The sequence below is a fragment of the Planococcus sp. SSTMD024 genome (assembly GCF_041320495.1).
GTDB lineage: Bacteria > Bacillota > Bacilli > Bacillales_A > Planococcaceae > Planococcus.
In genome coordinates, this window is record NZ_JBGGNS010000023.1 from 241,188 (window position 1) to 256,064 (window position 14,877).

A 14,877-nucleotide genomic window follows, 5' to 3' on the forward strand; every position below is an offset into this window, starting at 1 on the left:
ATGAGAAAACAACGTGGACTGCTCATCGTGCTGTCGGGGCCTTCGGGCGTCGGCAAAGGCACGGTGCGAAAAGAGCTGTTCCAACAGCCGGATACGAATTATGAATATTCCATCTCCATGACGACACGCGCACCGCGTGAAGGGGAAGTGGACGAAGTCGATTATTTCTTCAAGACCCGTCATGAGTTTGAAGAACTGATCGACCAAGGGCAATTGCTTGAATATGCCGAGTATGTCGGCAATTATTACGGCACGCCGCTCGAATACGTCAATAAAATGCGTGATGCCGGGCGTGATGTGTTCCTGGAGATTGAAGTGCAAGGGGCAGCGCAAGTGCGCGATAAGGTGCCGGATGGCTTGTTTATCTTTCTTGCGCCCCCTAGCCTGTCGGAACTCGAAGAGCGCTTGGTCGGCCGCGGCACGGAATCGGACGAAGTGATCGCCTCCCGCATCCATGCCGCCAGGAAAGAGCTCGAGATGATGAACCTGTATGATTACGTTGTCGAGAACGATGAAGTGGAAAATGCATGCGACCGCATCAACGCCATCATCATCGCAGAACATTGCAAGCGGGAACGCGTCGAAAAAAGATACTTAGATATGCTAAAGGAGAATGCCTGATGTTATACCCATCCGTTGATAAATTGAAAAGCCGCATCGATTCAAAATACTCCCTGGTCGCCTTGGCGTCCAAGAGAGCCCGCCAATTGCATGAACATGGCGATGAAAAACTGGATTCCTACACATCCCATAAAGCGGTTGGAAAAGCGCTTGAAGAGATTGCAGAAGGCGCATTGACGCCGGTTCAGCAAGATGCATCCGCGATTTACGAAGACGAAATTTAACCAATGATCTCAATTGACGACTCCCAGAGCGAAACTGTTCTTTGGGAGTTTGTTGTTTAGAAAGGGTGTTTAGCGGTGTTGGCAAATCGAAAAATCCTATTATGTGTAAGCGGCGGCATCGCCGTCTATAAAGCAGTCGCACTTGTCAGTAAATTGTCCCAGGCAGGGGCGGACGTGAAAGTCATCATGACAGAATCAGCGAAGCAATTCGTCCAGCCTTTATCGTTCCAGGTGATGTCCAGAAACGATGTCTATTTCGACACATTCGATGAGAAAGATTCTTCAGTCATCGCCCATATCGATTTGGCGGACTGGGCGGACCTTGTGATTGTCGCGCCTGCGACGGCGAACATGATCGCGAAAATGGCCAATGGGCTGGGCGATGATATGGTGTCGACCGTACTCCTTGCAACGACTGCGCCGATTTGGGTTGCGCCTGCGATGAATGTGCATATGTACGACCATCCGGCAGTTAAACGCAATATCGACCGTTTGCATCATGACGGCATCCGTTTCATCGAGCCGTCTGAAGGCTTTTTGGCTTGCGGTTATGTCGGCAAAGGGCGTTTGGAAGAACCGGAGAAAATCACCGAACTGGTAGCCGGCCATTTCACGAAAAACAAGCCTTTAAAAGGCAAGAAAGTGGTCGTGACGGCAGGGCCGACGCGTGAACGGATCGACCCGGTACGGTTTTTGACGAATTTTTCAAGCGGCAAGATGGGCTATGCCATGGCAGAAGCGGCAGCTGAACTCGGCGCTGACACGGTTTTGATCAGCGGCCCGGTTTCATTGCCGGTGCCAAGCGGGGTTAAGCGCATTCAAGTCGAAAGCGCCCAGCAGATGCTCGAAGCGGTGCTTGGCGAATACGAAAATGCAGACTTGGTCGTCAAGACGGCAGCTGTCGCAGATTATCGCCCGGCGGCTATCGCGGGACAGAAGGTCAAGAAAAAAGAAGGCAATTCGGTCCTTGAGCTGGAGCGCACGATAGACATCCTCCAACAGCTCGGCCAAATGAAGAACCATCAAATCCTGGTCGGCTTCGCGGCAGAGACCGATCATGTGGCGCAATACGCCAAAGATAAACTCGAGCGGAAAAACGCTGATTATATCATCGCCAATGACGTCAGCGCAGACCAAGCGGGCTTTGACCATGATACCAATGCAGTGACGGTATATGGCCGCGGGGAATTCGAAAAGACCTTCCCGGTCATGCCGAAAAAAGCGCTTGCGCTCGATTTGCTATCGCTCATCACCGAAAAGGAATTTGCAAAATGATTGCCGAAGTCATCGTCGATGTTGCCGCACATCCGATCGACCGGCCGTTCGATTATGCAGTGCCGGAAAAATTCCAGGCCCTCACCGTGCCGGGCATGCGCGTCAAAGTGCCTTTTGGCAACCGCAAAGTGCTCGGCTTTATTACAACTATCAAAGAAACATCCGAATTTGACCCGAAACGGCTAAAGCCGATCCATGAATTGATGGATGTCGTACCCGTATTGAACGGGGAAATGCTCGAGCTCGCCCAGTGGATGAAACGCCAGACGGTGTGTTTTGAAATTGATGCCCTGCAAGTCATGGTGCCGGCAGCACTGCGCGCCAAATACGAGAAGCGGTTCGTGTTGAATGCACCTATAGACGAGCTGCCAAAAGAGCTGCATCCGTATTTCGGCACGCGCGACTTTGTCCGTGCGCAGGAAGCGGAAACCGTATACGGGCTCATGAAACAGGAAATGGACAAAGGCACGGTGATGGCGGATACGAATATCCAGCAGAAGACCGGCGTGAAAAAGGTACGCATGGTCCACATTACAGAATCGCTAGAGAATATAAAAAATACTTCCATAAGAGCAAACGCCAAACAGCAATTGAAACTGCAGGAATTTTTCCTGAAACACGCAGGCCAAAGCTTTGAATCCTCCCAGCTGCAAAAGCAGGCGGGGGTCTCCCTTCCGACGGTCAATGCGCTGGCGGAAAAAGGCTTGGCCAATTTTTCGTCCATGGAATCGTACAGGGATCCATCACTTCTGACAGCGATTGAACAAAAAATCGCCTTGGATTTGACGGACGAGCAGCAGACGGCATTCGATGCCATTCAATCCTCGCTCAATACGGAAAAGACTTTTTTGCTTCACGGCATCACCGGCAGCGGAAAAACGGAGATCTATTTGCAGACGATTGCCCAAGTGCTTGAACAGGGCAAGGAAGCGATCATGCTCGTTCCGGAAATCTCCTTGACGCCCCAGATGACCATCCGCTTCAAGGAACGTTTCGGCGATTTGGTCGCCGTACTCCACAGTGGATTATCAGCAGGGGAGAAATACGATGAATGGCGGAAAATCCAGCGTGCGGAAGTGAAAGTCGTTGTGGGTGCCCGTTCAGCAATTTTTGCGCCATTTCAAAATCTCGGCTTGATCATCCTCGATGAAGAGCACGAATCGAGCTATAAACAAGACGATTCGCCCCGCTACCACGCACGCGATGTAGCGATTTGGCGCAGCCAGCAGCATCAATGCCCCGTTATTCTCGGAAGCGCGACGCCATCACTTGAATCGTATGCGCGCGCCCAAAAAGGCGTTTATGAATTACTGGCGCTGAAAAACCGGGCGAAAAACCAGCCATTGCCTGAAGTCCATATTGTCGATATGCGCGAAGAGCTGCGAACCGGCAACCGGTCGATGTTTTCCGTAGAATTGGCGGAAGCGATACGCGAGCGCCTGGCGAGAAAAGAGCAAGTCGTGCTGTTTTTGAACAAGCGCGGCTACTCGTCATTCGTCTTATGCCGCGATTGCGGAACCGTTTTGCAATGCCCGAACTGCGATATTTCGCTGACTTATCACCGGGCGAGCGAACGCATGAAATGCCATTATTGCGGCTACGACGAACCCGTACCGACGACCTGCCCGGAATGCGAAAGCGACCACATCCGCTTTTTCGGCACAGGAACCCAAAAAGTCGAAGAGGAACTGGCAAAGCTTGTGCCGGATGCGCGTGTCTTACGGATGGATGTTGATACGACCCGCAATAAAGGCGCGCATGAAAAGATCTTGTCTGCGTTCGGCGAAGGCAAAGCCGATATTCTGCTTGGTACGCAAATGATCGCCAAAGGCCTGGATTTTCCGAATATCACATTGGTCGGTGTCTTGTCGGCGGATACGACTTTGCATTTGCCGGATTTCCGCGCAGCCGAGAAAACCTACCAATTGTTGACGCAAGTGAGCGGGCGCGCGGGACGCGACGTGCTGCCGGGTGAAGTGTATGTGCAGACTTATACACCCGAGCATTATGCGATCACGCTTGCAAAAGATCAACTATACGAACCGTTCTATGAACAGGAAATGGCCATGCGGCGCGCAAGCGGATACCCACCGTATTATTATGTCGTCAATATCCAGTTCACCCATGAGGACTTGATGACAGTGTCGGGCTATGCCGAGCAAATGACCGAATATTTGCGTCACCGGCTGTCGCCCAAAACCATTATCATCGGGCCTTCCGCATCGCTCATCGCCCGCGTGAACAATAGATATCGCTACCAATGTTTGATAAAATACAAAAATGAACCGAAGCTGGCTGACGTGCTGCAGCAATTGATCAAAATCTACCGCAGCGACTGGATCAAAACGGGTGCGACTTTGTCCATCGACATGAATCCGACAACAGTCATGTAAGAGAAATGAGGAATTGAAATGGCAATCCGTGAAATCGTGAAACACCCGAACAAGGTATTAGAAACGCCATGCAAGACGGTCACTGAATTCGACCGCGAGCTTGCAGTCTTATTGGACGACATGCATGAGACGATGATCGAAGCGGACGGCGTCGGCATTGCTGCGCCGCAAGTGGGGGTCTCGCTGCGCGTCGCGATCGTTGATTTTCAGGAAGGACAAGAGCCGATTGAAATGATCAATCCGGAACTCGCGTTATTCGAAGGGAAAGAGACGGATATCGAAGGCTGCTTGAGTTTCCCGGGCATTTTCGGCGAAGTCGAGCGCCATGGCCGCATCAAAATCAAAGCCCAGGAACGCGACGGCTCCTGGTATGAACTGGAAGCGGAAGGCTACGAAGCACGCGCCATCCTCCACGAAATGGACCATTTGGACGGTGTGTTGTTCACAAGCAAAATCGAGAAATACATCACCCAGGAAGAATTGGATGAACTGATCCGCCAGCAGGAAGAGGAGGATTCGCTTTGACCAAAATTGTTTTCATGGGAACGCCGGCATTTTCAGCGCCGATCCTGAAGATGCTTGCCGAAGAAGGATACGACATCGTTTCGGTCGTCACACAGCCCGACCGCCCTGTCGGCAGGAAGAAAATCCTGACGCCGACACCGGTGAAAGAACAAGCCTTGGAACTTGGCTTGCCGGTATACCAACCGGAAAAGCTGAAAGATCCCGAACAGGCACAAAAAATCCTCGACCTTAACCCGGACCTGATTGTTACGGCTGCGTTCGGGCAAATTTTGCCGACGTCTGTGCTGGAAGCCCCGAAACTCGGCGCCATTAACGTGCACGCCTCGCTGCTTCCGGAATACCGGGGCGGTGCGCCGATCCACCAGGCGATCATTGACGGCAAAACAGAAACCGGCGTAACGATCATGTACATGGTCGACCGTTTGGATGCGGGGGACATCATCTCGCAAAAATCGGTGCCGATCGAAGAGACGGACCATACCGGCAGCATGTTCGAGAAATTGAGTGCGGCAGGGATGGACTTATTGAAAGAAACCTTGCCGTCGATTGTTGACGGGACCAACCCGCGGATTCCGCAGGACGAGGAGCGCGTCACGTTTGCCCGCAATATTTCACGGGAGCAGGAACGCGTCGACTGGAACCAATCTGCCCGCGATATCTATAACCAAGTGCGCGGATTGCATCCGTGGCCGGTCGCATTTACTACTCTCGGCGGCGCCAATGTCAAATTGTGGTGGGCGGAAATCGCCGGCAGCGGGAAAACCGGCGCGCCGGGTGAAATCGTCGAATTGACAAAAGATGCCATCATCGTCCAAACCGGCGAAGGCACGCTCGCCATCAAGGAATTGCAGCCGGCCGGGAAAAAACGCATGACGGCCGAAGATTATTTGCGCGGGCCGAAATTACAGGCAGGGGATCGATTCGAATGAAAAACAAGAAAATCCACGGCAATGTGAGGGATGCGGCATTGTCGATTCTCTATGCCGTGGAAAACAAACAGGCATACAGCAACCTCTTATTGAATTCGACAATGGACAGCTACGGCATTTCCGCCAAAAACAAAGGTTTGTTGACGGAAATCACTTACGGTACGCTGCAGCATCAAATGACCTTGGATTACTACTTGGAACCGTATATCAAAGGCAAACTCGACCCATGGGTGCGCACGCTTTTGCGCTTATCGCTTTACCAGATCGTTTACTTGGACCGCATCCCGTTCCATGCTGTCATCAACGAAGCGGTGGAAATCGCCAAACGGCGCGGCCACGGCGGCATCGCATCTGTCGTCAACGGCATATTGCGTTCCGTCCAGCGGTCAGGCGTGCGTTCATTCAATGAAATCGCCGATCCAATCGAAAAGATTTCCATCGAAACAAGCCACCCGGCGTGGATGATCAAGCGCTGGTCTGAACAATTCGGTATGCAAAAAGCCCGCGAAATGGCACTGGAGAATAACAAAGCGCCGCTTCAGACAGTGCGTGTCAATACTGTCCAGGCAACTCCTGACGAAGTGATTGAAATGCTCGAGTCGGAAGGATTGTCTGCCGAACCAAGCAAAATCATCCCTGAATGCCTCGTCGTCACGGGCGGGCAGCCGGTGCGCACGCAAGCTTTTGAAAAAGGCTTCATCACGATTCAAGACGAAAGTTCGATGCTGCCGGCTTACGCATTGCAAGTGGAACCCGGCATGATGGTGCTGGATATGTGCGCGGCACCTGGTGGAAAGACGACCCATATCGCTGAAAAGCTCAAAGGGCACGGGACAGTGCTGGCGATGGATTTGCACGCCCATAAAGTCAAGTTGATTGAAGAAACCGCAAAGCGCTTAGGGCATCAAACAATCGAGACCACAGTCGGAGACGGCCGGGAAAGCAGCGGACGCTTCGGAGAAGAAAAATTCGACCGCATTCTGGTGGACGCACCGTGCAGCGGGCTCGGCGTCATCAAACGCAAGCCGGATATCAAATACACGAAAACGCCGGACGATTTCGGGCGCTTGCAGACGATTCAGCTTGCGCTTCTTGATGAAGCGGCGAAGCTCTTGAAGCCGGGCGGCGTCCTCGTCTACAGTACGTGTACGGTCGATACCGAAGAGAACCGCGGAACTGCCGAAAAATTCATGAACACACATCCGCAAATGGAACAGATTCCTGCTGAATTGCCTGCCGCTTTCAAAAGCAAAGGCCAGGGCTTTGTCCAAGTATTCCCGCAGGATTTCGGGAGTGACGGATTTTTTATCGCAAGTTTCAGAAAAACCGACGGCAAAGTTGCCGAAAGCTAAAAAGCGGGGTGTCCACTATTGTTTCAGTATGTAATTGAAAGCGATACCGGTAGAAAAAGAGAAGTCAACGAAGACCGAGTCGCTGTGCTTAAACGCCCCGGGGGTTTATTGCTCGCACTGGTTGCAGACGGCATGGGCGGCCATAATGCAGGAGATGTCGCAAGCCGGATGGCAGTTGATGAGCTCGGCAGAAGATTTATGGAGGCGGACGCAGAAACGTTCGGGACTACGGAAGAAAAGATGGCTTGGCTATCTGGCCAAGTGTTGCAAGTCAACCGGCTAGTCTATGAACATTCCGTCACCCATAGCGAATGCAAAGGGATGGGCACGACTCTGATTGCCGCATTGATTGAAGGGGACGATTGCGTGCTATGCCATATCGGCGACAGCCGTGCGTATCTCATCGGGCCATCGATGACGCAAATGACACGCGACCATTCCTATGTCAACGTGCTGGTCGATAGCGGGGAAATCACCCAACAGCAGGCAGAAGACCATCCGAAGAAAAACTGGATTTTGCGCTCTCTTGGCACGGAGCCCGATATCGAGCGGGAAATGCATCATTTTTCGCTCGCCGGCATCCCGTATTTCCTTATTTGCACGGACGGCTTGAGCAATAAATTGAGCGAGCGGGACATCTCCTCGATTGTCCGTTCGAAAGCTTCGCTGTCCCAAAAAGGCAAAGCTTTGATTGCGCTTGCCAATGACCTCGGCGGTGAAGACAATATTTCATTCGTATTGTTGACGGCGCTTGGTGAGGGGGTGTAGCAATGCTGGTCGGAAAACGAATCAATGGCCGTTATAAAGTGCTTGAAGCGATCGGCAGCGGGGGCATGTCGAATGTCTATTTGGCGCATGACATGATCCTCGACCGCGATGTCGCTATCAAAGTGCTGCGCTACGACTTCAGCAATGAAGAGGAATTGCGGCGGCGCTTCAAACGGGAAGCGCTGTCTTCTACGAGCCTCGACCATCCGAACATCGTCGGCATTTTCGATGTCGGGGAAGACAATGCCTTGCCTTATCTCGTCATGGAATATGTGCCAGGAGATACATTGAAAGAATACATCATCAAACATTCCCCGGTAGAACCGGAACGTGCCGTGGAAATCATGAAGCAATTGGCATCGGCACTCGCCCATGCCCACCACAACCACATCGTCCACCGGGACATCAAGCCACAGAACGTCCTGGTGGATGAAGACGGCAATGTCAAAATCTCGGATTTCGGTATAGCCATGGCATTGAGTGCCACGTCCTATACGCAGACCAATTCAGTGCTTGGCACTGTTCATTACTTATCCCCTGAACAGGCGAGGGGCGGCACGGCCAATAAAAAATCCGATATTTATTCGCTCGGCATCGTCATGTACGAGTTATTGACAGGTAAGCTGCCATTTTCAGGTGAATCGGCCGTCGCCATCGCCTTGAAACATTTGCAGACGGAAACGCCGTCCCTGAAGGCAACCGTACCTGACCTTCCGCAAAGCCTGGAAAATATCGTATTGAAAGCAACTGCTAAAAACCCGCAATACCGCTATGCCTCAGCAGATGAAATGGCGGAAGACCTTTCGACGGCGCTAACTCCCGAAAGGCTCAACGAACCGAAGTTTGCGGTGCCGATAGATGAAGGGGAAACCCGTGCGATGCCGGCGATCAAAGATTCCGGAACTTACGAGCAGGCCGATGCAACGAAAACGATGGCACTTCCTCTCAAAGAGGATAAGAAAGAGCCGAAAAAACCGGCTGAGAAGAAAAAGCGCAAGAAAACCCCGATTGTCCTCGGGATTTTCACTGCTTTAGTATTGGCTGGGTTGATTGTCGCATTGGCATTTCCGGGACTATTCCAGCCGCGGCAAGTCGCCGTTCCCGATGTTTCCGGCATGGAGCGGGAAGCGGCGCATGAAGAGCTGGCCGCTGCCGGCTTTGTCGTCGCGGAAGAATCCGAACAATTCTCTGAAGAAGTCGATGAAAACCATATAATCCGCACCATTCCCGAAGCAGGGAAGATGCGCGACCCCGAGTCGAGCATCAGCTTATTTATCAGCCTGGGCAAAGAAACGGCCGAGTTCGGTGATTATGTCGGCGATTCGCTTGAACAGGCCCAGCGCATGCTCGAAGGTTCGAATTATGCTTCGGTCGATTCACGGGAAGAATTTTCCGATGAAGCGCCAGGCACGATTCTGAGCCAAAGCCCTGAAGCGGGAAGTGAAGTCGTCATCAGCGAGACCGAAGTCGAATTTGTGGTCAGCAAAGGGCCCGACATGCGTGAAGTGGAAGATTTGAGCGGATACGGCGAAGCGGAGTTGAACGAATATGCACGTTCGTCGGGATTCAATATCCGCATCGTCCGTGAAGAAGAATCCGATTCTGTAGAAGCGGGATTGGTGTTGTCGCAAAACGTCGCGGGCGGAGAGATGCTCGAAGTCGGAAGCACGATTGAAGTCGTTTTGTCTTCAGGCAGTGCAGAGCTTCCGGTAAAGACATATGTCGAAACCGTGGAAATCCCTTATGAGCCGGCTGAACCTGCGGATGAAGGCGAAGATCCGGTCGAACAGATGATTCGCGTCTATATCCAGGACCAGAACCAAAGCATGGTCGAACCGGTCGAGGAATTCACCATCACGGAAACGACCGAACACCAGATTGAAATGCAGATCGTTGAAGGCGCAAGCGCTTCCTACCGTATCGTTAGGGATGCCACGATCATCCTGGAGAAGACAGTGGACTATGAGAACGCAGATTAATACAACTACAATGAATGGATAAGGAGTGGTGCTATGCCGAAAGGTCAGATCAGAAAAGCGTTGAGCGGCTTCTATTATGTATTGGATGATGACGGGGAACGTTACACCCAATGCCGGGGCCGCGGAGTTTTCCGCAACCGCCAAATCACGCCGCTCGTCGGGGATTTTGTCGAATACAAAGCGGATAACGACCGGGAAGGGACGATATTGGATATCGACGAACGCAAAAACGAACTGGTGCGCCCGCCGATTGCGAATATCGACCAGGCAATTTTGGTGTTTTCAGCGAAGCAGCCCGATTTCCACCCGCTGTTATTGGACCGTTTCCTCGTCGCTGTTGAATCGTTCGATATCCAGCCGGTCATTTGCCTGACGAAAATCGATTTATTATCGGAATCAGAGCAAAAAGAACTGGATCGCTATGCAAATGATTACCGGACGATCGGCTATGAAGTCATTGAATCTTTCATGGACGACCCGACATTGCAAGAAAGGCTGATCCCGGTGCTAGAAGGCAAGACAAGCGTTCTTGCAGGGCAGTCCGGAGTCGGAAAATCGACTTTGCTGAATACGATTTTGCCATCATTGAAGTTGAAGACCGATGACATTTCGCAAGCATTGAACCGTGGCAAGCATACGACGCGCCATGTGGAATTGATCGAAGTGAACGGCGGCTTGCTGGCGGATACGCCCGGATTCAGCTCGTTCGATTTCGACCAGCTAGAAAAAGAGGAACTTTCGGCCTGTTTCCCGGAAATGGAACAGCGCTCAGGCGGCTGCAAATTCCGCGAATGCCTGCATTTGAACGAACCGAAATGCGCCATCAAAAAAGCGGTAGAGAATGGGGACATTCCGGAATACCGATACAAGCATTACTTGAAATTTTTGGAAGAAATAATGAATCGAAAGCCGAGGTATTCACATGATTAAAATCGCACCGTCAATTTTAGCAGCAGATTTTGCCAAACTTGGGCAAGAAGTACTGGAAGTCGAGAAAGCTGGAGCCGATTGGATCCATATCGATGTCATGGACGGCCACTTTGTCCCGAATATCACGATGGGGCCGATTGTGGTCGATGCACTGCGCCCGTTGACACAGCTTCCGCTCGATGTTCATTTAATGATCGAGAACCCCGACCGTTATATCGAGGATTTCGCCAAAGCTGGCGCGGATTATATTACCGTACACGTCGAAGCATGCCCGCATCTTCACCGCACAATCCAATTGATCCGGTCGTTTGGCGTCAAGCCGGGAGTCGTCTTGAATCCGCACACGCCGATCGAAACGATCCAGCATGTCCTGGAAGATATTGACTTGGTGCTGTTCATGACCGTCAATCCTGGCTTTGGCGGGCAGAAATTCATCCATTCAGTGGTCCCGAAAGTTGCGGCATTGTCGCAGCTAATTAAAGACAAAGGCTTGTCCATCGATATTCAAATCGATGGCGGCATCAATGAAGAAACAATTGTTCCGTGTGCACAAGCAGGAGCGAACGTTTTTGTGGCCGGATCTGCCATTTTCGGCAAACAAGACCGCACACAAGCTCTGCAAGCGATCAAAAAAGCGGGGCAAGGAGTTATCTTGTGATTGTCGTCTTAACAGCAGGGGGTCCGGCAGATGAATTGCCGGACCTTTCTTCGTATAAAGGGGCGGTGCATATCGGGGTGGATGCAGGGGTCATGACGCTGCTCGGGCTAGGCATCGAACCGATGGAAGCGATTGGGGATTTCGATTCGGTGACGGACAGCGAGTACGAAAAAATCCGCTCGGCTTTTCCGTCGCTTGAACGGTCGCCGGCGGATAAGGATGAGTCGGATACGGAACTTGCCTTGAAGAAAGCGATGCATTATGAGCCGGACATTGTCATCGTCACCGGGGTGACCGGAGGCAGGCTCGACCATTACATGGCTGCCTTGCACATCGTTTTCGCTTACCAAAGAAGCTATCCGCATATCGATTTCATAGTATTGAACAAACAAAACCGCATCCGTTTCATGGAACCCGGAACGTATCAGATGAAAGTGGATCAAGATTTCAATTACGTTTCCTTCTATCCATTTGCCGAAGAAGTGAGCGGCTTTACGATAGAGGGATTCAAGTATCCCGTGAACGATGAGCGGATCCCGTTCGGTTCGACCCGTTTTATCAGCAATGAATTGTTGGAAGATGGAAAGCTTGAGTTTACGGGCGGCCATTTGATCGTCATCGAAAGTTCGGATTGAACGCACGAAAAAATGCCAGGCTGACAATTGTCAGACCTGGCATTATTCATGAGCGGTTTAGACGCGCTCAACTTTTCCTGATTTCAATGCTCTCGCGGAAACCCATACACGTTTCGGCTTGCCGTCTACAAGGATGCGAACTTTTTGAAGGTTTGCTCCCCATGTACGTTTTGTCGAGTTCAACGCGTGTGAACGGCTGTTTCCAGAACGAGCTTTACGTCCAGATACTGCACATACTTTTGGCATGTAAGTCCCTCCTCACAAGTGAAGCTGAAAATTATAATAGAATTTCAGTTCGTTTTTCGTTTCACATACTTTAATAATTTACCATAGAAAAAACAGGGGCGCAAGTGAAATTCATAGCCTTTCAAGAAAAAAACCTTTACAGTGCAAAACGTTGGCTTTTCTTATAAAGGGCTTTCATGTAGAATGAAAAGAGTGAAATAGGACTCGAGGAGGAATTTTAATGTCGATTGAGTTGAACAATGAATATGGTCAAATCGATATTTCCAATGATGTGATAGCCCAAATAGCCGGCGGTGCTGCGATTGAATGCTACGGCATCGTAGGAATGGCAACCAAACACCAGATCCGCGATGGCCTCACGGACATTCTCCGCAAAGAGAACTTTGCCAAAGGAGTCCTTGTGCGCCAGGAAGATGGCGATTTGGTTATTGATATGTACGTAATCATCAGCTACGGAACGAAAATTTCGGAAGTGGCGTATCAAGTCCAATCCAAAGTGAAATATACAATTACAAAAACATTGGGCATGCCGGTTAGTGCGGTAAACATTTATGTCCAGGGCGTTCGTGTGACGAACCCGTAAGAGGAGGAAAATTCGGTTATGAAGTCATTAAACGGAGTGAAATTCGCTGAAATGGTGCAGATGGGTTCGCACCATCTATACCAAAATGCGGATTATGTAGATGCATTGAACGTCTTCCCGGTGCCGGACGGCGATACCGGGACGAACATGAATTTATCGATGACATCCGGTGCGAAAGAGACAGAATCCCATGCACAAGAACATATCGGGAAAACGGCCGGCGCGCTATCGAAAGGCTTGCTTATGGGCGCGCGCGGCAACTCGGGCGTTATTTTATCCCAATTGTTCCGCGGATTTGGCAAATTTATCGCCGATGAGCCGGAACTTTCTTCCAAAAAATTGGCTGAAGCCTTGCAACATGGTGTCGAGACCGCGTATAAAGCAGTCATGAAACCGGTCGAAGGCACCATTCTGACCGTCGCCAAAGATGCGGCGGCTAAAGGAATGAGCCTGGCGGACAGTGAAGAGGACATCGTCGTCCTGTTCGAAGCGGTCGTTACGGAAGCGAAAGCGTCACTCGAAAGAACGCCGGACCTGTTGCCGGTTTTGAAGGAAGTCGGAGTCGTCGACAGCGGCGGGCAAGGCCTCGTCTATGTCTATGAAGGTTTCCTTGCCTCATTGAAAGGTGAAGAGTTGCCGGAGAAGCATGTCGACAATTCGATGGATGAACTGGTCAGCGCTGAGCACCATAAGAACATCGCTGGCTTTATGAATACGGAAGATATCGAATTCGGCTACTGCACGGAATTCATGGTCAAATTCGAAGACGGCAAACGCTCATTCAATGAAGCGGCGTTCCGGACGGATTTGAGCGCTTACGGCGATTCGCTTCTCGTCATTTCAGATGACGAGATCGCGAAAATCCATATCCACTCCGAAGAGCCGGGGAAAGTCCTTACATACGGCCAGGAATACGGAAGCCTGATCAGCATGAAGATCGAAAATATGCGCCAGCAGCATACCGATATTGTCGGCGAAGGCCATAAAAAGGCAGCGGCAGTTGAAGAAGCGAAGCATCCATATGCAATCGTTACGGTCGCGATGGGCGAAGGCGTAGCGGAATTGCTCCGTTCAATCGGCGCTTCCTATGTCATTGAAGGCGGCCAGACGATGAACCCGTCCACGGAAGATATCGTCAATGCCGTCCGTTCGATCGGGGCAGAGCGCGTGCTGATTTTGCCGAACAACAAAAACATCATCATGGCAGCAGAACAAGCGGCAGAGCTGCTCGACATCGAAGCGGCCGTTGTACCGACAAAAGATGTCCCGCAAGGCATGTCGGCACTTCTCGCTTTCAATCCCGAAGCCGCTGTCGCGGACAACCAGCAGGCAATGAAAGATGCGATCCAGCACGTCAAGTCGGGGTCGGTCACTTTCGCGGTGCGCGATACATCGATCGACGGCGTTTCCATCAAGAAAGACGATTTCATGGGAATTTCAGAAGGCAAGATCGTCGTGTCGGATGAAAGCCTTGAAAAAGTTACAGAAGAATTATGCAAAAAGCTGGTTGATGCGGATGCAGAGATCGTCACGATCCTCTTTGGTGAGGACGTGAGTGAAGCGGATGCCGAAAAACTCGGCGCGTTCATCGAATCATTGAACGACGACGTCGAAGTGGAAATCCACAACGGCAAGCAGCCGCTTTATCCATATATTTTGGCAGTTGAATAATGTTAGGCGGAGGTCCGGGAACAAGACACCGGGCTTCCGTTTTTTTATTTTCGCAAAATAGAAAAGTGCCAAGTGAAGTGGAGAAGGG

Annotated in this window: 15 protein-coding genes; 14 read left to right on the forward strand and 1 reads right to left on the reverse strand. The window is 51.2% G+C overall.

Translation table 11 applies throughout. From position 1 onward, the window contains the following. The 12 genes from gmk (at position 1) to AB9R92_RS15475 (ending at position 12,289) form a co-directional block, all read left to right on the forward strand. A complete protein-coding gene (gene gmk, locus AB9R92_RS15420) occupies positions 1-621 on the forward strand; it encodes a guanylate kinase (RefSeq protein ID WP_068869430.1) in 621 nt (206 codons plus the stop codon). Then, positions 621-845, forward strand: coding sequence for a DNA-directed RNA polymerase subunit omega (rpoZ, locus tag AB9R92_RS15425; RefSeq protein ID WP_370670327.1), 225 nt, complete (start codon positions 621-623; stop codon positions 843-845). Before gmk ends, rpoZ begins: the two co-directional genes overlap by 1 nt. Before the next feature lie 75 nt (positions 846-920). Beyond that, positions 921-2,120, forward strand: coding sequence for a bifunctional phosphopantothenoylcysteine decarboxylase/phosphopantothenate--cysteine ligase CoaBC (coaBC, locus tag AB9R92_RS15430; RefSeq protein ID WP_370670328.1), 1,200 nt, complete (start codon positions 921-923; stop codon positions 2,118-2,120). Beyond that, positions 2,117-4,513 (forward strand): primosomal protein N', encoded by a 2,397-nt coding sequence (priA, locus tag AB9R92_RS15435; RefSeq protein WP_370670329.1) that lies wholly within the window; start codon positions 2,117-2,119, stop codon positions 4,511-4,513. Before coaBC ends, priA begins: the two co-directional genes overlap by 4 nt. 18 nt (positions 4,514-4,531) lie before the next feature. Continuing rightward, the gene (gene def, locus AB9R92_RS15440) at positions 4,532-5,038 is read left to right on the forward strand and encodes a peptide deformylase (protein WP_370670330.1); all 507 of its coding nucleotides are present in this window, start codon (positions 4,532-4,534) and stop codon (positions 5,036-5,038) included. Continuing rightward, complete coding sequence (gene fmt, locus AB9R92_RS15445) at positions 5,035-5,967, forward strand: methionyl-tRNA formyltransferase (RefSeq protein ID WP_370670331.1); 933 nt, start codon at positions 5,035-5,037, stop codon at positions 5,965-5,967. Before def ends, fmt begins: the two co-directional genes overlap by 4 nt. Further along, positions 5,964-7,319, forward strand: a complete 1,356-nt coding sequence (rsmB, locus tag AB9R92_RS15450) for a 16S rRNA (cytosine(967)-C(5))-methyltransferase RsmB (RefSeq protein ID WP_370670332.1) — start codon at positions 5,964-5,966, stop codon at positions 7,317-7,319. Before fmt ends, rsmB begins: the two co-directional genes overlap by 4 nt. A gap of 18 nt (positions 7,320-7,337) precedes the next feature. Next, entirely contained in the window at positions 7,338-8,087 is a 750-nt protein-coding gene (locus AB9R92_RS15455; RefSeq protein WP_370670333.1) for a Stp1/IreP family PP2C-type Ser/Thr phosphatase, read from the forward strand. A 2-nt stretch (positions 8,088-8,089) separates the two neighbouring features. Beyond that, a complete protein-coding gene (pknB, locus tag AB9R92_RS15460; RefSeq protein ID WP_370670334.1) occupies positions 8,090-10,066 on the forward strand; it encodes a Stk1 family PASTA domain-containing Ser/Thr kinase in 1,977 nt (658 codons plus the stop codon). 33 nt (positions 10,067-10,099) lie between these two features. Further along, entirely contained in the window at positions 10,100-10,996 is an 897-nt protein-coding gene (gene rsgA / locus AB9R92_RS15465; protein ID WP_370670335.1) for a ribosome small subunit-dependent GTPase A, read from the forward strand. Continuing rightward, positions 10,989-11,654 carry a ribulose-phosphate 3-epimerase gene (gene rpe / locus AB9R92_RS15470; RefSeq protein WP_370670336.1) on the forward strand — a complete coding sequence of 222 codons (666 nt, stop codon included), beginning with the start codon at positions 10,989-10,991 and terminating at the stop codon, positions 11,652-11,654. The genes rsgA and rpe overlap by 8 nt, the downstream gene beginning before the upstream one ends. Next, positions 11,651-12,289, forward strand: a complete 639-nt coding sequence (locus AB9R92_RS15475) for a thiamine diphosphokinase (RefSeq protein ID WP_370670337.1) — start codon at positions 11,651-11,653, stop codon at positions 12,287-12,289. Before rpe ends, AB9R92_RS15475 begins: the two co-directional genes overlap by 4 nt. 57 nt (positions 12,290-12,346) lie before the next feature. Here AB9R92_RS15475 and rpmB read toward each other — a convergent pair whose 3' ends face one another. Next, positions 12,347-12,535 carry a 50S ribosomal protein L28 gene (gene rpmB, locus AB9R92_RS15480; RefSeq protein ID WP_084632821.1) on the reverse strand — a complete coding sequence of 63 codons (189 nt, stop codon included), beginning with the start codon at positions 12,533-12,535 and terminating at the stop codon, positions 12,347-12,349. Positions 12,536-12,755: 220 nt separating this feature from the next. On the opposite strand from rpmB, the gene AB9R92_RS15485 reads away from it, so the two are divergent. Continuing rightward, positions 12,756-13,118, forward strand: coding sequence for an Asp23/Gls24 family envelope stress response protein (locus tag AB9R92_RS15485; RefSeq protein ID WP_058383552.1), 363 nt, complete (start codon positions 12,756-12,758; stop codon positions 13,116-13,118). Between the two features lie 18 nt (positions 13,119-13,136). Then, positions 13,137-14,789, forward strand: coding sequence for a DAK2 domain-containing protein (locus AB9R92_RS15490; RefSeq protein ID WP_370670338.1), 1,653 nt, complete (start codon positions 13,137-13,139; stop codon positions 14,787-14,789). The last annotated feature ends 88 nt before the right edge of the window (positions 14,790-14,877 follow it).

Coding starts and splice junctions, on each gene's coding strand:
- gmk (WP_068869430.1), top strand. CDS start 1: ATGAGAAAACAACGTGGACTGCTCATCGTGCTGTCGGGGCCTTCGGGC.
- rsgA (WP_370670335.1), top strand. CDS start 10,100: ATGCCGAAAGGTCAGATCAGAAAAGCGTTGAGCGGCTTCTATTATGTA.
- pknB (WP_370670334.1), top strand. CDS start 8,090: ATGCTGGTCGGAAAACGAATCAATGGCCGTTATAAAGTGCTTGAAGCG.
- rpoZ (WP_370670327.1), top strand. CDS start 621: ATGTTATACCCATCCGTTGATAAATTGAAAAGCCGCATCGATTCAAAA.
- rsmB (WP_370670332.1), top strand. CDS start 5,964: ATGAAAAACAAGAAAATCCACGGCAATGTGAGGGATGCGGCATTGTCG.
- AB9R92_RS15485 (WP_058383552.1), top strand. CDS start 12,756: ATGTCGATTGAGTTGAACAATGAATATGGTCAAATCGATATTTCCAAT.
- rpmB (WP_084632821.1), bottom strand. CDS start 12,535: ATGCCAAAAGTATGTGCAGTATCTGGACGTAAAGCTCGTTCTGGAAAC.
- rpe (WP_370670336.1), top strand. CDS start 10,989: ATGATTAAAATCGCACCGTCAATTTTAGCAGCAGATTTTGCCAAACTT.
- AB9R92_RS15490 (WP_370670338.1), top strand. CDS start 13,137: ATGAAGTCATTAAACGGAGTGAAATTCGCTGAAATGGTGCAGATGGGT.
- priA (WP_370670329.1), top strand. CDS start 2,117: ATGATTGCCGAAGTCATCGTCGATGTTGCCGCACATCCGATCGACCGG.
- def (WP_370670330.1), top strand. CDS start 4,532: ATGGCAATCCGTGAAATCGTGAAACACCCGAACAAGGTATTAGAAACG.